At 44.8% G+C, this 21,713-nt stretch carries 19 protein-coding genes; 8 read left to right on the plus strand and 11 right to left on the minus strand.

The genetic code is table 11. The features are described from left to right. Positions 1–198 precede the first annotated feature (198 nt). The 3 genes from treR to gmhB form a co-directional block, all read right to left on the minus strand. The gene (treR, locus tag F0232_RS18620; RefSeq protein WP_105057502.1) at positions 199–1,143 is read right to left on the minus strand and encodes a trehalose operon repressor TreR; all 945 of its coding nucleotides are present in this window, start codon (positions 1,141–1,143) and stop codon (positions 199–201) included. Between the two features lie 89 nt (positions 1,144–1,232). Beyond that, the gene (locus F0232_RS18625; protein ID WP_061032587.1) at positions 1,233–1,568 is read right to left on the minus strand and encodes an MliC family protein; all 336 of its coding nucleotides are present in this window, start codon (positions 1,566–1,568) and stop codon (positions 1,233–1,235) included. Between the two features lie 43 nt (positions 1,569–1,611). Continuing rightward, positions 1,612–2,163, minus strand: a complete 552-nt coding sequence (gmhB, locus tag F0232_RS18630) for a D-glycero-beta-D-manno-heptose 1,7-bisphosphate 7-phosphatase (RefSeq protein ID WP_004738542.1) — start codon at positions 2,161–2,163, stop codon at positions 1,612–1,614. Between the two features lie 240 nt (positions 2,164–2,403). On the opposite strand from gmhB, the gene metN reads away from it, so the two are divergent. The 3 genes from metN (at position 2,404) to F0232_RS18645 (ending at position 5,002) form a co-directional block, all read left to right on the plus strand. Then, entirely contained in the window at positions 2,404–3,438 is a 1,035-nt protein-coding gene (metN, locus tag F0232_RS18635; protein WP_105057503.1) for a methionine ABC transporter ATP-binding protein MetN, read from the plus strand. After that, on the plus strand, positions 3,428–4,111 hold the full coding sequence (locus tag F0232_RS18640) for a methionine ABC transporter permease (protein WP_008222912.1): 684 nt from the start codon (positions 3,428–3,430) through the stop codon (positions 4,109–4,111). The genes metN and F0232_RS18640 overlap by 11 nt, the downstream gene beginning before the upstream one ends. Positions 4,112–4,192: 81 nt before the next feature. Further along, complete coding sequence (locus F0232_RS18645; protein ID WP_061032585.1) at positions 4,193–5,002, plus strand: MetQ/NlpA family lipoprotein; 810 nt, start codon at positions 4,193–4,195, stop codon at positions 5,000–5,002. A 93-nt stretch (positions 5,003–5,095) separates the two neighbouring features. Here the strand turns inward: F0232_RS18645 and F0232_RS18650 are convergent, their stop codons facing one another. From F0232_RS18650 to syd, 3 genes are all read right to left on the minus strand, one after another. Continuing rightward, entirely contained in the window at positions 5,096–6,301 is a 1,206-nt protein-coding gene (locus F0232_RS18650) for a carbohydrate porin (RefSeq protein WP_105057504.1), read from the minus strand. A 349-nt stretch (positions 6,302–6,650) separates the two neighbouring features. Continuing rightward, positions 6,651–7,427: a Zn-ribbon-containing protein gene (locus F0232_RS18655; RefSeq protein ID WP_061032583.1), complete on the minus strand. Its 777-nt coding sequence runs from the start codon at positions 7,425–7,427 to the stop codon at positions 6,651–6,653. A gap of 4 nt (positions 7,428–7,431) precedes the next feature. Beyond that, entirely contained in the window at positions 7,432–7,977 is a 546-nt protein-coding gene (syd, locus tag F0232_RS18660) for a SecY-interacting protein (protein ID WP_105057505.1), read from the minus strand. Between the two features lie 143 nt (positions 7,978–8,120). Here syd and queF point away from each other — a divergent pair, with 143 nt between their 5' ends. From queF to xni, 5 genes are all read left to right on the plus strand, one after another. After that, positions 8,121–8,966 carry an NADPH-dependent 7-cyano-7-deazaguanine reductase QueF gene (queF, locus tag F0232_RS18665; protein ID WP_105057506.1) on the plus strand — a complete coding sequence of 282 codons (846 nt, stop codon included), beginning with the start codon at positions 8,121–8,123 and terminating at the stop codon, positions 8,964–8,966. Between the two features lie 53 nt (positions 8,967–9,019). After that, entirely contained in the window at positions 9,020–11,278 is a 2,259-nt protein-coding gene (locus tag F0232_RS18670) for a lipopolysaccharide assembly protein LapB (RefSeq protein WP_105057507.1), read from the plus strand. A gap of 118 nt (positions 11,279–11,396) precedes the next feature. Continuing rightward, positions 11,397–12,962 carry a diguanylate cyclase gene (locus tag F0232_RS18675; RefSeq protein ID WP_061032580.1) on the plus strand — a complete coding sequence of 522 codons (1,566 nt, stop codon included), beginning with the start codon at positions 11,397–11,399 and terminating at the stop codon, positions 12,960–12,962. 311 nt (positions 12,963–13,273) lie between these two features. Further along, positions 13,274–14,638, plus strand: a complete 1,365-nt coding sequence (gene ppnN / locus F0232_RS18680) for a nucleotide 5'-monophosphate nucleosidase PpnN (protein WP_008222901.1) — start codon at positions 13,274–13,276, stop codon at positions 14,636–14,638. Positions 14,639–14,732: 94 nt separating this feature from the next. Further along, on the plus strand, positions 14,733–15,506 hold the full coding sequence (xni, locus tag F0232_RS18685) for a flap endonuclease Xni (RefSeq protein ID WP_061032578.1): 774 nt from the start codon (positions 14,733–14,735) through the stop codon (positions 15,504–15,506). Positions 15,507–15,616: 110 nt separating this feature from the next. Here the strand turns inward: xni and F0232_RS18690 are convergent, their stop codons facing one another. From F0232_RS18690 to F0232_RS18710, 5 genes are all read right to left on the minus strand, one after another. Continuing rightward, positions 15,617–17,647: a TonB-dependent siderophore receptor gene (locus F0232_RS18690; protein ID WP_061032577.1), complete on the minus strand. Its 2,031-nt coding sequence runs from the start codon at positions 17,645–17,647 to the stop codon at positions 15,617–15,619. Positions 17,648–18,027: 380 nt separating this feature from the next. Continuing rightward, a complete protein-coding gene (gene rlmM, locus F0232_RS18695) occupies positions 18,028–19,119 on the minus strand; it encodes a 23S rRNA (cytidine(2498)-2'-O)-methyltransferase RlmM (protein ID WP_004738523.1) in 1,092 nt (363 codons plus the stop codon). Further along, positions 19,116–19,514, minus strand: a complete 399-nt coding sequence (locus tag F0232_RS18700) for a DUF423 domain-containing protein (RefSeq protein ID WP_105057508.1) — start codon at positions 19,512–19,514, stop codon at positions 19,116–19,118. The genes rlmM and F0232_RS18700 overlap by 4 nt, the downstream gene beginning before the upstream one ends. Next, complete coding sequence (locus F0232_RS18705; protein ID WP_105057509.1) at positions 19,504–20,127, minus strand: alpha/beta fold hydrolase; 624 nt, start codon at positions 20,125–20,127, stop codon at positions 19,504–19,506. Before F0232_RS18705 ends, F0232_RS18700 begins: the two co-directional genes overlap by 11 nt. Further along, positions 20,120–21,028 carry a transcriptional regulator GcvA gene (locus tag F0232_RS18710; RefSeq protein ID WP_061032573.1) on the minus strand — a complete coding sequence of 303 codons (909 nt, stop codon included), beginning with the start codon at positions 21,026–21,028 and terminating at the stop codon, positions 20,120–20,122. The genes F0232_RS18705 and F0232_RS18710 overlap by 8 nt, the downstream gene beginning before the upstream one ends. Positions 21,029–21,713 lie beyond the last annotated feature (685 nt).

Below are 21,713 nucleotides of genomic sequence, written 5' to 3' on the forward strand. Positions count from 1 at the left end.
CCACCCCGGTTTCATTCAATGAATCATCTAAACCATTCAGTCACAATCACTCAGGCTTAGATTTATGGGAACATTCCCAAAACTGGTTATTATAATGCCTAGCTGAATGATAAATTAAAATGGGAACAGTCCCATTAATTGAAAGAGATCACACTCTAATTTTAATCTAAGCGGTTCAATTTCGCTTAATTGAGTGGATTATTGAATTGGTGATTGAGTGTGATGAGAGATCTCTGTATTACCTAAAAGCTGAGATATCAATAAATTAGCTGCCAACTTGCCTGCAGATTGATAGCCAGGATCAATACTAAATACGCGAGGAAACAAGAAAGAGAGAAGATCGTTACCACCAACGCCAGTCACCACCACATCTTCGCGTTGTCGCTCTTGCAGGCGCTTGATTACACCAAGAGCTAATGTGTCACTGGCGCAGACAATCGCTTGGGTTGTAGGAGTCAGTACCTCATCCACTAACTGATAAGCGCTTTCATGATGAAGTTGACCTGTACGATAATTCGCAATCACCCCACTGTTCTCGCACCAATCTAGATAAGCCTTGAGACGAAGTTCACCGGTTGATTTATCGCTAGGATCGACACCAATAAATCCAACATCGGAGATCCCCTGATCCGACAGATGCGCTAACGCACTGTTGATCACCTGTTGGTTGTCATAGTTAATAGACGTTACGTTTTCAGTATCCAACGCAATCACCACAGCTTTGTGCCCCCAAGCTTCGATAGCAGGGATGTCACAATCCGTAAAGCCAAACACAATGATGCCATCCACATTGCGACGCTTTAGAACCTGAAGGTGTTCATTGGCTTTGTCTCTGTCGAGTTGGCTTTCCATGATCACTACATCGTAATCTGCTAGATACAACTCAGCTAGCATAGTACTTACCGCTTTGTTTTCAGAGGGAGAGTCCAAACGAGAGATGATCACGCCGATGACTTTTTGGCTGCCACCACGCATTGATTGCGCAGACTTTGAAGGCGTGTACCCAGATTCTTGAATTACTCTTTCCACCCTTTCACGGGTTTCAGGTTTGACTTTAGGATCATTGGTCAGAACGCGAGATACGGTTGACTTACCAACACCGGACAGCTTAGCAATATCGAGAATAGTGAGTTTTTTGCTCATAAAAAGTCTAACGTTAAAGGGAGGAAAATAAGCAGTGAGGGCATAATCCCTCACTTAACTGTTTGTAAATCTTAGTCGTTAACTATGACTTACTTTCGGCAGTTTCGATAGACCACACGGCCAAGTTCTAGACGTGCGTTGTCACCTTTAGTACGTAAAGTGACGCTGTTGATAAGCTCCGCAGTACCATCATCTAAGATGTATTTGGTGCCAGAACCTGCTGCCACTTGAGTCAGACGGTATTCATTTTCAGGTAAACGTAATACCGCTTTCTCATTATCAAGGTAAGCCACTTCAAATGAAACGCCAGACTCACATTGATAAGTCACGAATTGATTGTCCGATGCAGCACTATCCGGCGCTGCTGATTTAGAGCACCCCACTAATGCTACCGTACATAGAGATGCTACCAACATAGCTTTCATACTTCGTTCCTCATCTTTATACCGGTAAAGGTCGTGACATGTCTTAGCCTTTCAGGAAAGCAGGCACGTCCGCAATGCTATCAAGGACAACGCTTGCCAAAGCTTCACCCTTTTCAGTGATTGGTTTACCGGTTCTTACCAATACCTTAGTGCCAACACCTGCCGCTTCTGCAGCCATCATGTCTTCAGCTTTATCGCCGATCATTACGGAGTTAGCCATATCAATCTTTAGAAAGTCACGTGCGGAAATGAACATGCCAGGCTTTGGCTTACGGCAATCACAATCTTGCTTGTAGTCACCAATACCGTGTTCAGCATGGTGAGGGCAGTAATAAATGCCATCCAGCTCAACGCCATTATCGACAAAGTTCCAATCCATCCACTGCGTTAAAGAGAGAAAACGGTCTTCACTAAACATGCCGCGAGCAATACCAGACTGGTTAGTCACAAGCACCAATAAATAACCCATATCTTTAAACGCTTTCGCCGCTTCAAACACACCATCGATGTATTCAAAGTCATGCTCATCATGTACATAGCCGTGATCAACATTAATCACACCATCACGATCTAAAAAAACAGCAGGTTTAGACAAAATTTTGTTCTCTATCAACTCTCTATTAATCATTAATTATTACACGCTTTATTTGCTTCATCACTATCTATTTAGTTTTGCGTTCGTTAACGATTTGTTTCCATCTTAGCAATACAATCGACGTTTAGCCGTCTAGACGTAAAAATATCTATTGACTTAGATCACGGAACACCATAGCATCATCTGTAAATCGAGCGAGCTATCGACATATTATTCTGTTCTACCTGCACGGGTTTCTCTATGATTAAAGTGAATCAAGTCAATAAGGTTTTTTATCAAGGCACTAAAGAAATCAATGCCTTAATTGATATCAACCTCCACATTCCTCAAGGTCAAATCTTTGGAGTCATAGGCTCTTCAGGTGCAGGCAAAAGTACCCTAATCCGCTGTGTAAATATGTTGGAAGCCCCGACTTCGGGTGAAGTGATTGTTGATGGTATCGACCTAACAAAACTCAGCAAATCAGAGCTTAGCGAAGCGCGCCGTAACATCGGCATGATTTTCCAGCACTTCAACCTGCTGTCTTCTCGTACTGTATTTAACAATGTAGCACTTCCTCTAGAGCTAGCCGGTAAAGATAAAGCGGTTATCGAAGCGAAAGTCAGTGAGCTACTTGAACTGGTTGGCCTTGCAGACAAGCGTGATACTTACCCTGCAAACCTAAGTGGTGGTCAAAAGCAACGTGTCGCGATTGCTCGTGCACTGGCATCAGACCCGAAAGTACTGCTGTGTGATGAAGCGACCAGCGCTCTGGATCCTGCAACCACTCAATCGATCCTTGAACTGTTGCGTGAAATCAACCGTAAGCTACACATTACTATCCTGCTTATTACGCATGAAATGGATGTGGTTAAGAGCATCTGTCACGAAGTAGCGATCATCGGTGGTGGTGAATTGGTAGAGAAAGGCACGGTTGGCGACATCTTTGCGCATCCTAAGACTGAGTTAGCGCATCAATTTATTCGTTCAACCTTAGATCTAACGATCCCTGAAGATTACCAAGCACGCTTGCAAGAAACTCGAGTCGATGGCAGTTACCCTCTGGTACGCCTTGAGTTCACAGGTGCAACCGTTGATGCTCCACTAATGACGCAAATCGCTCGTAAATTTACTATCGATGTCAGCATTCTAAGCTCTGACCTTGATTACGCCGGTGGTGTGAAGTTCGGCATGATGGTGGCTGAACTGTTCGGCAACGAATCAGATGATAATGCTGCTATCCAATTCCTACGCGATAACAATGTAAAAGTAGAGGTGCTTGGTTATGTCCTTTAGTTTCAACGAGATTGCTGACTGGATCAGCCTTAACGGTAACCTTCTATTAGAAGCAACGGGCGAAACACTTTACATGGTAGCTGTCGCTGGCATCGTTGGCTTTGCTGTCGGTATTCCCCTAGGCGTGATTCTACACACCACCAAAAAAGGCGGCTTGCTAGAAAACACCAAGCTTAACCAAATTCTTGGCGCGGTAGTCAACGTGGGCCGTTCAGTGCCTTTCTTAGTATTGATGGTAGCGATTATCCCACTGACCAAGATGCTGATTGGCACCTTTATCGGTACAACAGCGGCGATTGTTCCACTAACCATTGGTGCAATCCCATTTGTTGCTCGTCTTATCGAAAGTGCACTGCTTGAAGTACCAACGGGCCTAGTTGAAGCAGCGCAATCAATGGGCGCGACACCAACACAAATCATTAGCAAAGTTCTGCTTCCTGAAGCACTACCGACTATTATCAACTCAGTAACCATCACACTCGTTACCCTAGTGAGCTACTCAGCAATGGCAGGCACGGTTGGTGGCGGTGGCCTAGGTGATGTGGCGATTCGTTACGGATTCCACCGTTACGATGTGACCATCATGGCTGTAACAGTAGTGATGTTGATTGTGCTTGTACAAATTATTCAATCAATCGGTGATTCATTAGTTCGCCGCGTTGACCACAGATAAAGACTCAGCGTTAAAACGCACGCTAACTAAGACAAGAGTCGTCTGAACCAAATTAAATAGATTTATTAAAAGGAGATTATTATGAAATTTAGCCTTAAAGGTTTACTAACTATCGCAGCGGCAGCTTCAGCGCTAGTTCTAGCAGGTTGTGGTGATAAAGAAGTTGATACGTCTAAAGTAAAAGTAGGCGTAATGGCAGGTGCTGAAGCTCAGGTTGCAGAAGTTGCAGCTAAAGTAGCGAAAGAGAAGTACGGCCTAGACGTTGAACTGGTTACTTTTACTGATTACGTAACACCAAACGCAGCACTAGATGACGGTTCTATCGACATCAACGCATTCCAACATGCACCATACCTAGATCAGCAAGTAGCTGACCGTGGTTACAAACTGACAATCGCTGGTAACACGTTTGTTTACCCAATTGCGGGTTACTCGAAAGAAGTGAAATCGGTAGACGAAATCCAAGATGGCGCGCGCATCGCTGTACCAAACGATCCGACAAACCTAGGTCGTTCTCTACTGCTTCTTGAGCAACAAGGTCTACTTGAGCTTCGTGAAGGTGCAGGTCTTCTTGCAACAGTTCGTGACATCGTTAAGAACCCGAAAAACCTAACGATTGTTGAGCTAGACGCAGCACAACTGCCACGTTCTCTTGATGACGTAGCGCTTTCTATCATCAACACAACTTACGCGAGCTCTATCAACCTGACTCCACAAAAAGATGGCGTATTCGTTGAAGACAAAGATTCTCCATACGTGAACCTAATTGTATCTCGTGAAGAGAACCTAAACGCTGAAAACGTACAAAACTTCGTTAAAGCTTACCAAACTGAAGAAGTGTACAACGCGGCATCTGACATCTTCCAAGGTGGCGTAGTTAAAGGTTGGTAATCACCTAAACTGCAGCATCATATAGATACCCGAAGGGGCTGACATTATGTCAGCCCCTTTTTTATTGCTCGCAGTTAATTCGAGAGGCTCGGCTTACCACCAAGCTTCTACTTGCATACCGACACTCATTTCACTGCTTTTACCTTCACCGAAAGCATTGTCGTTTTCTGCATCATTCAGGTATGTCGCAAAGATACGGAACTCAGGACGAGACCAGAAACCCACTTGCGGTACCCAAGCCTGAGCCACGGTAAACTTACCACCCGCGCCGTCTTGGTTATCAATGGTCTCCACAAAGCCACCAATTTCAAGGATGGTACGCATGCGCTTGTCCCACTTATAAAGCGGGCGAATCACGGCACTGAACGACTCATCATCACTGTTGTTCGCACCCACACCGGATGATGCGGCATAACGCACCGTGTGACCAAATTCGATATTCTCACCGATTTCTAGTACGCCCCAGTTAATCAATCGAAAGCCATCCGCATCATTATTGTTGGCATCACGAACGATACCCTTACCAGACCCAAAGGTCGTCATCTGCTCAGCATAACCAGAATTAGCAACTTGAAGAATGGTCTTGTTGAAACCACCTACTAAATTCTGATTTAAGCTGGCGGTCAGCATCACACTATCATCCGCATCCACCGTTTGACCCTGCTTTTCATTGGCGAAGTTCATATCAATACCAACCTCAAGATCCGCATTGTTCCACAATGGAATACCTGCATAGCGTATATCAGCAATCATGGCTGTGGTTTCTTTGCCATCAAACACATCACCTGTCACCGTATCTTGAATCAATGCCACCGATAATTTACCTGGTCCCATATTGATATGTTCAACACCGGCACCAATACCACTTACATCCCAGTAGTAATTATCAACAATGTGTACATCATGGCGTTGGTAGTAGCGCTCACCCGCCCAAATACCAATGTCTTTATCTTCAAAAAGTCCTACCGCTTGAACATTAAGTTGAACCACATCAACGCTTTTATCCGCCGCGTTCTCATCTTGGCCTTGCCAGTACGACAACATGGAATCAACTAAAAATGAAACGTCGTCCTCAGCATACACCTCTTTCTTAAAGCCAAACTCACCATATAGGTCATTTTCGTTGCCGAGTCGGCCAACTTTACTCACCTCCCACTTGCTGTTTGAGCCGCCTTCATTACTAAGGCCAACGCCGCCCCGCATGTAGCCATTGAACTCCAATGGCGTGGTTTCATCAGCGTATAAATTAGGTGTCAGTAACGCAGTAGAGAGTGCAGCAGCAATAGGTAACAGTTTCATCGTCCATTCCTTTCAGATCTAGAATCAGGTTATTATTTATTAATGGGAACATTCCCATGGGATCGATCCCATTTATATTGAGAGGAATATAAATTGAAAGAGAACTGATCAATTACTGTGATCAAGTTAACTATTGAAATCAGAAAAAGTTGATGGGTGTAGGATTAGTCTGATGAATACTTCGGGATAAAAATGGAGGCATAAAGCACAAAATGGGTCTAGTTGAGAACAGATAAGAGAATAAAACAGAGAGTCAGGGAAAGAGAAAAATGGATAAATCAAACAGGTATCGAAGCATCTGATTGATACCTCGACACCTAAACTTGACGATTAAATAAGCTCAGCTGGATTACTTAAGTTGATCCCAAGATATATTTGATACCAGACGGCAGTCATCACACTTGAAATAGAAAATATCGTGGATCGGCGCATCTAGCAGCCATTCACCGCCACATTGCGGGCATTTACGCTCTTTTTCATCTTTCAAACTCGTGCCGCCCACACGGTACAAGTAATAGTAAGTGGGGATCTTAGTCAGATATTCGATGCGCCCTCTCAAACCCCAACCACGCTTAAACAATACGCTTTTGGTATCGCTGATTTCCGTCAAGGTTGCGTGTTCAGCTCGACAGCCACCACCCATTTGTACTTCATCACAGGCTTGCCATTCAGTCTGCCATTTCAGCACAGCTTTATGGTCGCCATTAAAGGTCGGTGGATTACGGTATAGTGGGATCGGCAACAAGCTATCACCACTGCGCAGCGGTGAGCAGGTGTGCACAAAGGTGGTGTACAGCACTTGCCAACTTGGCGCTTCATCTTCAGCCACTTCTTCTGAGTTCAAATCTCGACCCAGCAAACGCATTTTCGGAGTAAGCAGGCTCGCATTAGACAGACGATCCAAGCACACTTTTACGAAATCTGAGTGGTTACGCGGGTGCAAGCTATCTTGCTCCGGGCACACAACGCGAACATAAAATTCACCGTCACCCATCACGATAGGAAACTCACGGCCGAGCACTTGTCCGTTATAACGAAGTGCATCCATTAAGCCATTCACCGCCTTGTCGACAGCGCTTACCGTTGTGTTATCAAAACACTCAAATTGAAGTTCTAGTACGTACATCTATTTATACCGCTGGTTGTAACTTTTCTAAAAACTCAGCCAATGTCTCAGCAAGTACATCACGATGTTTGGTGCCTAAGCGCTCTAAAATCACGTTGCCAGTTAAGTTACAGATAGAGATAACATCCAGCTCAGCATCAGTTGCTGCGATAAAAACCGTCGGTTTCAGCTTTAGGCGACGCTGCGTTACCAAGTGACCTAGAATGTTTTCTTGCAGGCATTCGAAGTCTTCATCACTCCAAATTTGCAGAAGGGTCAGCTCATTACCGTCAAATGTCGCATTCATATCTGCGCTGTATTGAGCACCGTAGAAGGTTTTGATGTCTTCATGCAGTGTTAGCTCAATGCCCGTTTCTACGTTAGTAAAATCAGCAAATTGCTCACGTGGATAGTGTTTCCATAACACGGCGTCACCGCTCTTTTCTTCTACGCATGGCGATACGATGTCCACCAACTCCTCATTGCGAGGTAAGCTTTGGTGTTGCTGTTGCCACGCGTCAACGTATCGTTGACTAAAAGAAACCAGTGCGTCTTGAGCACGTTGAGTCATGAAAATCTCCTAAACACATAATAATAAATAGAATCTGAGCCTCTCCTTGCCGAATAAGCTTATCTAATAAGCGATGACTTAATGACAGGGTAAAGGGGATTCAGTAAAATCGACCCCATTCTAATCGAATTTGAAACGAAAGTATGAGCAAATATTCTGACGCAAAAGAACTAGCGGGTTTAACGCTGGGCCAAAAAACTGAGTACTCTAACCAATACGATGCAAGTTTATTGCAACCAGTACCGCGTAGCCTGAATCGTGATGATCTCGCGCTAAACGGCGAATTGCCTTTTGTTGGTCATGATATTTGGACCATGTACGAGCTTTCGTGGCTGAACACAAATGGCCTACCACAAGTGGCGGTGGGTGAAGTTTTCATCCCAGCAACTAGCCCAAATTTAATTGAATCAAAATCTTTCAAGCTATACCTGAACAGCTACAACCAGACTCAATTCGACAACTGGGAACAAGTGACTGAGCGCTTAACGCAAGACCTATCGGCATGTGCAGGCGAAGCTGTGATCGTGAATGTTAACTCGGTAACCGACTACACCAACCAACCTATCGTGACGATGGAAGGCGAATGTATCGATAACCAAGATATTCAAATCACTAGCTACGACTTTGAAGCGTCACTGCTTGAAGGTGCTGCTGGCGAGCAAGAGGTGGAAGAAACACTGCACAGCCATCTATTAAAATCGAACTGCTTGATCACCAATCAACCAGACTGGGGCAGCGTTGAGATCGCATATTCAGGCAAGCAAATTGACCGTGAAGCCCTGCTGCGCTATTTAGTTTCTTTCCGTGAGCACAACGAATTCCACGAACAATGTGTTGAGCGTATCTTCACTGATATCATGAAATACTGCGCGCCTTCGAAGTTAACTGTGTTTGCACGTTACACGCGTCGTGGTGGTCTAGATATCAACCCATACCGTTCAACAGAGCAAGATAGACCAAACCACAATAAGCGTATGGCTCGCCAATAATAGGCAAACCACACACTTATTTGGCACCTACCTAATCTTTAAAGGACATTGAAATGCGTTGGTTATACGTTGTTAGCCTATTTATTTTAAGCTTGAGCACCTCGGTGAATGCGTCGGTCTATTCCTCGGCGCTACTCAACGAAGCCAATAACTTGGTTGAGATTGAACCAAGCCAAGCAAAACAAATGGCCAACAGCTACCTGACGCTTCGTGTCCTTTCTGATCAGCGCGAGAAAAGCCCTTCGGCGATTTCGCGCGAAGAGACAGACTCCTCGATCCGTACTCCTAACAGCAGTATCGATGCCTACAAGATTTTAGCGAAAGCAGAGTACAACCTTGGCAATATTCGTATTGCGATTAAGCACATCGAAAAAGCTTCTGAGCTCGCTAAAACCTATAAGCTCGACTATCTAAAGGTGGATCTTGAGATCTTAAAAGTTCGTTTAATATGGCTCAATGATAAAAAATCCGACAAAGCCAATACTGCGCTAGAGAATATAGAAGCTAACCTAGAGTCAGTAAGTAAAACCTTGCGCTTAACCGAAGGCATCACCTACCGCTTAATCATGTTGAAAGCTGACATCGCGTCATACGACAACAAGGTAGATGAAGCGGAAAAGTTCTACCAAGAAGCCAAGAATTACCTCGATCAACGCTACTCCGAAAAAGTATCCATCGACTACCACATCGCAGTCGGTGAATTTTACCTGAACCACAAAGAGTACAATCACGCGCTGTCCGAATTATTATATGGCTACTGGAAATCAGTGGAAGGCAACCTAAGTGCACGGTTAGCGAAAGTAAACCGCCTACTGGCCCAACTGTTCTTTGAGCGCCAAGTGTTAGATAAAGCACTAGAACATCTATCTCAAGCTGCTGATTTTTATGACAACTTTGAAAACTCCCCAGTATTAGCACAAGTGCTTAAGAAAATGGGTGATGTGTACTTCTACCAAGGCAAATACAACCTTGCCCTAGTGCATTTCTTCAACGTACTGGATCATGAAAGTACTGACCGAGATATCTACCAAGTCATCGATATTCGTTTAAGCTTATCAGCGACTTACCTACGCCTTTATAATTACCCTCTAGCAGAACAGTACCTCACCCGTGCCCTTGAACTGCTAGAGTATACCGATATTCCAAAGCTGGAAGGACGTGCTGCGCTCCTATCCGCTGGGCTGGCTTACCACCTTCAAGAGAGTGAAGATGTGATCAAGCATGCGACACGCGCGCTTGAGATCTCACGCCAAGTCGAGAACTCACGCTTATCACAACGCTCATACTACTTGCTCTCTTTGGGTTACGAACAAGCAGGTCGCCCTCAACAGGCACTCGCTAATCTCAAACAGTACAACAGCCTAGTCTCTTTAGAGCAGCAAAAACTCAACCGTGTTGGCGAAGATGCATTCCGCCAACAGAAAGAGTTTGCCGAGCAGACCTTACACTACGCAGGACAAGCTCAAGAGCTAGAGAAATACAAACTTGAACATCGCAAGTTCCAGAAGATCGCGTTCGCACTATTCCTATTCAGCATTGTGTTGTTCTTCTTTGTGTTACGCCGAGGCTACATTATTCAAACCTTGGCCAAAGAGGTGGATTCACTGCGCACCGACCTCTTTACGCACTCGCGTTCGAAACTGCCGAACCTAAGAATGCTCAACGCCAAACTGTCGAACTCTTTAGAGCAAACCAGCCAAACCTTTGAACAATGGCAGATGGGTGAATTGATTCATGAACCATTGAATGACCGTCTGCGCTTCGTGATGATTGATTTGCCTTTCCTACGCAATATGTACACACAGAACGGCTATAAAGCAGGTCTAGAGCTTGAAGATTCGTTCGGTGAGTTCCTCAAGTCGAAACTGGAAGGTCCATCTCGCGTCTACCACTTCTCGGATGCCAACCTGCTCTATATAGAACCGAATTCAGATCGTGATTCATCGCCTGAAGCCATGTTCAGAAAGGTTCAATCTTGGGTGAATGAATTCGAGACTGAACGCAATATCAATCGCACGGTTCGCATGGGCATCGCTGACTACCCATTCTTGCCACGCGCGTACACTGCGATTAACGATCAAGAGTTATTAGATGTGCTACTGATGTCGACAAATCTGGCGCGTGAGATAAGTCTCAAAGAGCGCAGCAGCCAATGGGTATACCTCAAAGCTATCGACAACGCACCGGCTGCGAGCCTTGCAACCGGTAACATAAGAGAAGCGTGTAAACATGCGATTAATCAAGGGTTAATAAAGATACAATCCTCGTATCAGAATGAGGACAACATCAAAAAAATGCTAAAAGATGACTGATTTGCGAGCGGTTAAGACTTGCAACTCGTGACCTTATTTTTAGTTTTGTTATTATCGATGTAACGGAATTTCATCAAAATGATCGAGATCGATCTACGCGGCGCTAATTAATACATCTATGGGCATTCTTGAAAAAGACATTCAGGCGCAACTCCACCAGCTGAAATTTCAGTTGGAGCAAGTTCGTTTGACGCAAAGAGACACCTCGTTCAAATTTATTCGCGAACAGAAAGTTCTAAAGCGAATCGTCACATCTTTAAGTGACGCGTGCGTTGGCAGTAATAGCCATTTAGATGAAAACCTCATTGCCCTTAGGGAAGAGCTAGAAAAACAGAAAGACATTAGCTCGATGATCCCAAAGCTGGCAGTACTAGAAAGGATGCTGAAGCAGAAAACCTTGGCTATGGATAAACAGAACGGATATCTGGACGATAGCATTAAGCACAGTGGGGAAACGCTGCAACGCATAACCGGCCTTCCAGCACAGCTTAAACGCGACCTACGAAACTTACTTAGCTTCTCCGAATGCAATGGTAGTCAGAAAGTCGACCATGCAATAAAACTGCTCGGTATTTATGAGCGTGCCATAAAGATCATGGCGAATAACTCACGCTCTCAGTTCGCCGACACTGCACACAGCCCAGAACAAGAACTCCTTTCTGATCTATCAAACGAATTACAACATCTGATTACCGAACTCGATTTTGAGGGCGAATCAGGTGATGTGCTGACCGATATTCGCGCAAAGCTATTGCTTGGTGTTTCTACACAAAACCTGCTTGAGCTGACACTTCAGATCCTCAAGCTAGTGATTGAAGGCACCACACTAGAGCGTAAAAAATCTGAGCAGTTTATCGACCAACTCAACGCGTCACTCGCATCGAGCATAAAAACCGCAGACCAGAATACCGATCAAAGTCAGAGCTACTTTGAGCACCGCCAAGGCCTCAACTCTGAGCTCACTGAGCTGGTGAGCAAAAGCCAAAGCTCAGTTGAGAGAGCGAAGGATATTGATAGCTTAAAACAGTCGATCAATCCTCTACTCAGTGAAATCGCCTCTCTATCTGAAAGGTTGAATCACGCCGAGCAAAAAGAGCAAGCACTGATCGAACGAATGAGCTACGGAAAAACTCAGCTCGATTCCCTATATGAAGTGACTCAAGATTACCGTAAGCGTTTAGAAGATCAGGCTCAGCGTATGCTGCTTGACCCTCTAACAAAGGTGTACAACCGTACCGCGTTTACCGATCGTTTAGAGCTTGAGTACCGCCGTTGGATTCGCGCACAACACTCGCTACGTGTAGTACTGCTTGATATCGACAATTTCAAATCGATCAACGACAGCTTTGGTTACACTGCGGGCGATAAAGCCCTAAAGATCATCGCAAGAACCATCACCAAAGAAGCCAGCACTACCGATACCGTAGCGCGTTTTTCTGGTGAAGAATTTATCTTATTGCTACCAGAACAAACCGATGAATCTTGCCATCAGGTGATTCAAAACATTCAAACTCAGGTAAGCCGTTTACCATTTAAGTTCCGTGACCAACAAATCACCATCACCTTATGTGCAGCCAGCACTCAATTCAAAGAGTCAGATACGCCAGAAGAAGTGTTAGAGCGACTCAATAAAACATTAAATAAAGCAAAACATCGTGGAACCAACCAACTTGTTTGGAACTAAGCAGCCCTAGATTTAATTTATTTCATTTTTTCAAATACTTATCACATACCAATTTCCTAAATGTTTGCTAAGCTAATGATTAACATTCGCTTAACAAGCATTCTTGGCAAGCAATGCTGTATATAAGATTTCAAGCAACCGTATATTTGCTCTTAACCAATTTTTATATAATCCATTAAGCAACGCTGTCGTATCCGTTTCGTCTGGTTAACTCTCTCACCCTTAACCAAACACTTTCAACGTTTGCTTCTCACTCTCGAGCCAGAGGGTTACTTAAATGTCTCCCCTGCTCTTTTCAACAAGGAGGCACTATGATCACTCATATTAGCCCTGCCGGTAGCATGGATTTACTCTCTCAACTTGAGGTTGAGCGTCTTAAGAAAACCGCGTCTAGTGATCTGTACCAACTGTATCGTAACTGTACGTTAGCGGTACTCAACTCAGGTAGCCATACCGACAACTCCAAAGAGTTGCTCGACAAATATCTGTCGTTTGATGTCGAAGTCGTGCGCCGTGAGCGTGGTATCAAGCTCGAACTGAGCAACCCACCAGAACATGCCTTTGTCGATGGTGAAATCATCAAGGGGATACAAGAGCACCTATTCTCAGTGCTGCGTGACATTGTGTACGTCAACATGCACCTAGCCGACAACCAAAGGCTTAACCTGACCAATGCTACTCATATCACCAACCTAGTGTTTGGTATTTTAAGAAATGCAGGCGCGCTGACTCCGGGCATCGAACCGAACCTCATCGTGTGTTGGGGCGGTCACTCAATCAATGCCAGCGAATACCAATACACTCGTGAAGTGGGTAATGAACTTGGCCTGCGCGAGCTCAACATCTGTACCGGTTGTGGACCGGGCGCGATGGAAGGCCCAATGAAAGGAGCGGCGATTGGTCACGCGAAGCAACGCTACACTGATCATCGTTACCTAGGTCTTACTGAACCATCTATCATTGCGGCTGAGCCACCAAACCCTATCGTGAATGAGCTAGTGATCATGCCAGATATCGAGAAGCGTCTTGAGGCGTTTGTTCGTATGGCGCACGGCATCATCATTTTCCCTGGCGGCCCTGGTACTGCCGAAGAACTGTTGTACATCTTAGGTATTATGATGCACCCGAACAATGCCGATCAGCCAATGCCGATTGTATTAACGGGCTCGAAGGAGAGTGAAGCCTACTTCCGCTCAATTGATAAATTCATTGGCGAGACATTAGGTCCAGAAGCACAAAAACATTATGAGATCGTGATTGATGACCCGGCTCGCGCTGCGAAAATTATGAAGCAAGCTATGCCGGATGTCCGTTCTCACCGTAAAGAGACCGGCGATGCCTACAGCTATAACTGGTCACTGCATATTGAACCTGAGTTCCAACTGCCTTTCGATCCGACTCACGAATCGATGGCGGCACTCGACCTACACATGGATCAGAAAACAGAGAGCCTTGCGGCGAATCTGCGCAAAGCGTTCTCGGGCATTGTTGCGGGTAATGTCAAAGCTGAAGGTATTCTAGAGATAGAAAAACACGGCCCATTCATTATCGATGGTGACAAAGAGCTAATGACCAAAATGGACCAACTGCTTAACGACTTTGTTGAGCAACATCGAATGAAGCTACCGGGCGGGACCGACTACGTGCCTTGCTATAAAATCGCCTCACGTGATTAAGGCGTTTACGTTACCAACGTTTCAACTCACTAACTGATACGTTACTATAAGGGGCTAGCAGCCCCTTTTTTTATTGCCTATTTAGTGGAAACTTATGTCTATCCATCTTGTTATTATCGATGCCTTGAATCTCATCCGACGCGTGCACTCGGCTCAGCCGGATCCAACCGATATAGCAAGAACCATCACCACCACAACTCGTACTCTAAATAAGATTACTTCAGAGTCTAAGCCGACTCATATCATCGCGGTGTTTGACCACCACCTGCAAGACCGAGGCTGGCGCGCGGAAGTACTGCCTGCATACAAGCAGAACCGAAAACCCATGCCAGAGCCACTCATGCAAGGCCTTGATGCAATCCAACAAGCTTGGTGGGAGTTAGGCATAGATTCGTTACTGTCCGATGGTGATGAAGCAGATGATTTAGTGGCAACGCTGGCTAAGAAAGTCGCAGACCATGGCGAAACCGTCACCATCATCTCTACAGATAAGGGCTACTGCCAACTGTTGTCGCCAACCCTGCAGATCCGCGATTATTTCCAACACCGCTGGTTAGATAAACCCTTTATCGAGGCGGAGTTTGGCGTAAAACCAGAGCAGCTTGCAGATTACTGGGGGTTAACCGGTGTTAGCTCTAGCCAAGTGCCAGGCATCCCAGGCGTGGGGCCAAAAGCAGCCAAAGAGATCTTAACCACTTACCCTGATATTGAAACGGCCTTTCAAGCGGAAGATTTACCCAAAAAATATCGTAAGAAGTTTGATGAACACATTGAGTCCGCTCGAGTGTGTAAGCAAGTCTCAGCTCTCAAAACAGACATAGATTTAGGTTTTAACCTGCAAGATATTCGTTACGAAGCGAGCGCTTAGCTCTATATAGAAACCTTTTGTTATACGAAGTTCCAGATACAGAAAAGCCTTAGTCGATACTAAGGCTTTTTGTTATTTTGGCTGCCGCCTAACTGAACTTAATCGGATGATTAGAAGTTATAAGCGATAGAAGCTTTGAAGTTACGACCGGCTTCGTAGCTAGTGTACTTATCTGAGCCCCAAGAGATACCAAAGCCAGTATGCTCTGCGTATTTCTTATCAAGAATGTTATCGACACCGATGTTCATCTCTAGGTCTTTCGCAAACGTAGGTGTGTAAGCCGCCCAGATATTATGCGTAGCAAAACCAGCACGCTTCACTTGCTCACCATCTTCATCCGTGTAGTCATTACCCGGAACGAAGCGAGAGTCCCAACCAAACACAAACTCACTGTTTAGGCTGTAATTAAAGCCCGCTTTGAAGTTGTGAATGCCTGTTTTGCTCATGTGGCTTGTTTTGCCATTCTCTAGATCTTTCTGGTCACCATCCGAGTAAGAGTGGTTAGCGTATACGCTTAGAGAGTCTAGTGCGTAGCTCAGTACCGTTTCTACACCCCACACTTCAACATCGTACTGGTTAGCCAGTGTTGTGTTGTTCTTAGTTGGGTGCATTTGATTATCTAGGTTGTAGGTGTAAGCCGTGAAACCTAGGATAGCGTAGTCCGCTGCCAGTAGACGTGTCAGCTCGTAATCAAAACCAGCCTCATAGTTATTACCCGTCATCGCCTTAGTATCAGACTGCTTAACATCTGCAGCTGCTTTCATTGTCAGAGTCTCTGGCAATGACGCGCCTTTAAATAGACGACCGTAACCTACACGAAGTTTTAGATTATCCGTAGTTTGGTATTCACCTTTAAATTTAGGAGACAACTGGTCGAAGTCGCCATCGTAAACACCACCAAGCTTATGAACGTCGTAACGCAAACCTGTTGTTAAACGGAAGTCGCTAAACTCGTACATGTCTTGTAGGTAAAGGCCATATGCCGTTACGGTACCGCCATCCATGCCGTACTTCTTGGTTTCACCTTGCTTAGAACCGCTTTGGTAAACACCGTCGCCCGCGTCAATCCACTGCTCAGCTTTATAGCCATCAAGACCATAAGTCAGCTCATGCTCACCAACCCATGAGATATTGCGAATGTCACCACCAATGGTCGTCACGTTGTATTCACGATCAGGGATAGCAATTGTGCCATCTTTAATCCATTTTCCGTTCGCGTCTTTATCCCAAGCCGTATCCACAAGCGCATCGCGCTCCATATACTGACGGTTGTAATAAATGTTGGTTTTCAGGTGCACTAAGTCACTACCTGCATCGTATTCATGTTGCAGAGTCACAGTATCACGGTTAAGCGAGTGGTAGTTGTGTTCATCATCCGCATACAGAGCACCGGCCTTCTCACCAGAAAGCTGACGTTTACCGCCATCGTTGTATCGGTTAAAAGTCAGTTTAAATTCGTTAGCGTCATTCGGGATGAATACCACTTTCGCGATGCCAGACTTCAGTTCGCCTTGCTTAGACGTCACTGCTTCCTGATCTGGGATATGTAGGTCACCATCTTCAGAGTAGTTTGCAATCCCCATGAATTGCAGCTTGTCGTTTACTTTTGCATACACAGCAACGTTGGTTGCGAAACGTTCGTAAGCCGTTTGGTAGCTCGTTTTAACTCGAGCACCAATGCTTTCGCCTGGTTTAAGAAGGTCGCTTGGATCTTTTGTCTCGTAGCTAAATGAGCCGTTGATCGCACCAGAACCCGACAGTGCAGAGTTACCACCTAATTCAATTTCAGCACGCTTAAGCATCGCTGGGTCAATGGCCTGATCACCAGAGTGGTGGAACAGCTGACCTTCTTGACGTGCGCCATCAATGGTCACCACGGCAAACTTGTCTTCCATACCACGTACATACACTTTGCGAGAGTAACGTGCGTTTCCGTCCACCGTCACACTTGGCATAGTATTCAGAACGTCTTTTATGTCTGATGCTTGTTTCTTTTCAAGTGTGTCAGAGTTGATTTCTGTCTGAACAAGTTGATCAAGAGCAGAACCAATTACGACGACTGTTTCTTGTTCGTCGGCAGCAAGGGCTGTAAAAGAAGTTAAGGCAACCGTAACGGCTACTGAAAGTGCTTTAAGTTTCATATTGTGTTTTTATATTTTATAGATTCAAGTCAGGGGACGTGAATATTACACAAATTGAATGATAATTCTTATCATTTACATTCTTTACTTACGTTCACTTACTTTTAATAAAATAGAATTTGTTAATATGCCCTCGCTGTAAAACTTACTTCGTTTTGCTGCTGAATCTTTGAATAAATCCTGCTTCGTATCACCCCTGAAGATAGGTAGCCGTAAGTCTCGATCACTTGCGGCTTTTTTAATATTCAAATACTGAAATAGCCTGCATTTCGACAACTTTCCTATTATTTCGCGCCTATATTCGAGTAATTTCACGAACTTCAGATACAAAAAATGCCCCTTAAAGGAGCATTTTTATCACTGATATATCAACGCCAATATTAGTGCGGTGAGATATTTGAAAGTGACTGGATATGGACCGTAATTTCTTCGCGGTCATGATATAGGTGCTTCGCCTGCATCTTGAACTTCACTTTGTTCTCAATCAGGAACAGTTTTAGGTTCTCGATATCTTGCAGAACTTCATCGTAACGGCCCTTCATTGGCAGTTTAAGGTTGAATAGTGCTTCTTTCGCCCAACCTTTGATGATCCACTCACCCATAAGGTGTGCAACGCGCGCAGGTTTCTCAACCATGTCACAAATGATCCAAGTGACATTCTTACGGTCTGGTTCGAACTTAAAGCCATCCACCATGTGGTGTTTGATTTGACCAGTTTCCATTAGGCTATCCGCCATCATGCCGTTATCCACACAGTGAACGAACATCGAACGCTTAACCAATTGGTAAGTCCAACCACCTGGACAGGCGCCTAAGTCTACGCCCCACATACCTGGAGCCAGACGCTCGTCCCACTCATCACGAGGGATGAATACGTGGAATGCTTCTTCTAGCTTCAATGTAGAACGGCTTGGTGCATCAGAAGGGAACTTCAAACGAGGAATGCCCATGAAGAACTGCGAGTTGTTGGTTGGGTAAGAGTAACCAACAAAGCAGTGACCAGGCGCGATGAAGCACAAGTGAAGCACAGGCTTCTTCGCGTTGTCCTTCGCTGTCATCAAACCTTTACCTCGCATTGCTTGACGCATTGGCACAGTAAACTTACGACAGAACTTCAGTAGCTCTTTTGCTTCGTTAGTATCCGGTGTTTCGATACGAATATCACCACAGCGAGGGAAGCCTTCTTTCTCAGAAAGCGCCTCAAGAATTGGAGAGATACGGTCATCGGTTGGCAGATCTTTTATTTCAACGGCTACTGCTAGCATTTGACGAGCAAAGATCAGCGATTGGAAGTCGATCTCTTTGATCAACTTGTCCGCTTCACCAGCTTGGTAACATTCAAACAGTACAAAACCGGTATTGTTCTTTAAGCGAGGAAAACCAAACACTTCCAGTTGTGTTGCCTTGTCTTGAATTTCGCCAGCACATTCTTTTTCAAAACCAGAGCGACAATAAAGTAGTACGTGTTTCACTGAGTTACCTCTTTTATATTCAAAGCAGCGAAGGAGAAGACTCCCCAACCAATGATAAATAGTAGACCACCAAACGGAGTTATTGGGCCAAACCATTTTATTCCTGTCAGTGCCAGCGCATACAGGCTACCACTAAAACAAAGGATGCCGATGATAAAGCAAATTGCCGCAATGAAAAAATATTTTTGTGATTTAGCGCCAAGTTTCATCTGTAGCAGAGCGCCACACGCTAATATCGCTAACGTATGGATAAACTGATACTGAACCCCTGTCTCGAATACGCCCAGAAGATACTCAGATAGAATCGCCTTTAACCCGTGTGCAGCGAACGCACCAAGCATTACAGCAATAGCGCCAGATACACCAGCAAAGGTGAGTAGGTACTTACTCTTCATTAAGCACCTCTTTAATAAATGCAGAAAGCTTCTCAACCGTTAATGCGATGTTCTGCTGTTCTGTGTAGCCAGAGCTCTTGCGCGGCTTGAAGCTGTGATCGCCATCGGGAATAAACTCGACTTGAATAGAATCCGATAGGTCGAAATCGACAAACTCTTCACGCTTACCAAAGGTATCGCGTTCGCCTTGAAGAATCAGACACGGCTTTTGCAAAGAGGCAAGATGCCCACCTTTGTAATTCTCTGGTTTACCCGGAGGGTGGAAAGGGAAACCCAAACAAGCCATTGCTGCGACTTTATCTAGCTCAGATAAGTGGCTCGCCATACGGCCTCCCATCGACTTACCACCAATCACAAGCTTGTCAGCATCAGTTTGCTCAATAATCTCTTGATAGGCTTCAAGCAGCTTAGGCGCTCTATCCGGCGGACGACGCTTACCATCTTCGGCACGCTTAATCATATAAGGGAAATTGAAGCGAACCACTCGTATCCCTTTAAAGGCTAATCCTTTGGCTACCGACTGCATGAATTCATGATCCATACCTGCGCCCGCACCGTGCGCAAAGATAAAGGTGATTGGATTATCTTCACCATCAATAATGATGTTACTCATCTAGTAAATCCTCTTGTTCACTTTGCGCTTTAGCCAGCATCCAATCACGGAAAGTAGCGATACGTCCCATGTCAGCTTGTTTCTCATGACACACCACATAGAAAGCGTTCTTGCTTACCAACACCTCATCAAATGGCGCAATTAAACGACCCGCTTCGATTTCAGGTTGTGCGAGAACGTTGTTACCCAGCGCAATACCCTGCCCGTGCGCGGCAGCTTGCAACACCATGGTTGAGTGGCTGAAGATCGGTCCATGGTTAACATTTACTCCATCGATACCGTTTTGTTTCGCAAACTGTTTCCAATCTTTACGAGACGTGTCATGCAATAGCGTATGACATGTTAAATCTTTTAGAGATTCTAATGGCTTTGTCCCCAGTAACACTGAAGGTGAACACAGTGGAATCAAGTATTCTTGATACAGCTTATCGGCTCTCAGTCCCGGCCAATTTCCTCGACCGTAGTAAATAGCCACGTCCACATCATCCGTCAACGAGCCTTCATCCATATCAACCGCTTTGATTCGAACATCAATATCAGGTTCTTGTTGATTAAAGTCAGCAAGCCTTGGCACCAACCACTGAATCGCGAAGCTTGGGGGTAAACTGATGGTTAACGCGCCCTTCTCACTTCTCTCAAGCACCTTATCAGTTGCCTCAGCCAGCGATGTAAATATATCTTTGATATCTAAGAAGTAGCTCTGCCCTTCTTCTGTAAGCAGTAAAGAGCGGTTTCTACGGCGAAAAAGCTTCAAAGACAGAAACTCTTCAAGCGCTTTGATCTGATGACTCACCGCAGCTTGAGTAACAAACAACTCTTCAGCGGCACGCGTAAAACTCAAGTGTCGAGCCGCAGCTTCAAACACTCTTAACGAGTTTAATGGGGGTAATCGACGAGACATAGTTACTCTCTAAATAAGCATTAGTTTTTTTTATCTGAAACATTATAATTTGTCCATTGCCTAGCGGCTAGAGAAATTCTATATTTCATTCCGCAGCAGCTAGCCTGAACGGCTTGATTCTCTCTAGAATCAATTGGCTCAGCTCCTGCGATGTTGTGTTTGCAAACTCGTACTTTTCGAGTTGGGTAGAGTTCTACCAAATGTTTTGTTACAGCTACGCGCTGAAACGAGGCATCTACTTCCTGTATTTATTTTGACCTGTCTGTCAAATTTGTTTACACCGCCTATAAGGCGGTGTTTTTTTATGCCCAAAGCAAAGTAACAACAAGTTTATCAATAGCTGTACTAATTAATCCTTACTATTTCTTTACTCTAATCACAAAATGTAACGCCCGCTTACTTAAACAATCATACGCATACAAAAATAAGCATTTAATTGCACCTTTTAGTAACAATGCAAATGCTAACAGTGCAAACTAAAAATCGATTTATAACATCAGCTTGGGTGTAAACAAAAAGACCATACGAGCAACACAGTGGAACAACTGTATCGATTACAGAATAACAATCAACCGGTAAATAAAAAGGTTCATCGCGGCTTTCCGGGGAAAGCCGCTTTTATCTTCAAGAAGAAGTAGTCTGTATCTCGATACCCATATCCCATTCGCTTGATTAGCTTTATCTT

It is taken from the genome of Vibrio sp. T3Y01 (genome assembly GCF_013114525.1).
Taxonomy (GTDB): domain Bacteria; phylum Pseudomonadota; class Gammaproteobacteria; order Enterobacterales; family Vibrionaceae; genus Vibrio; species Vibrio chagasii_B.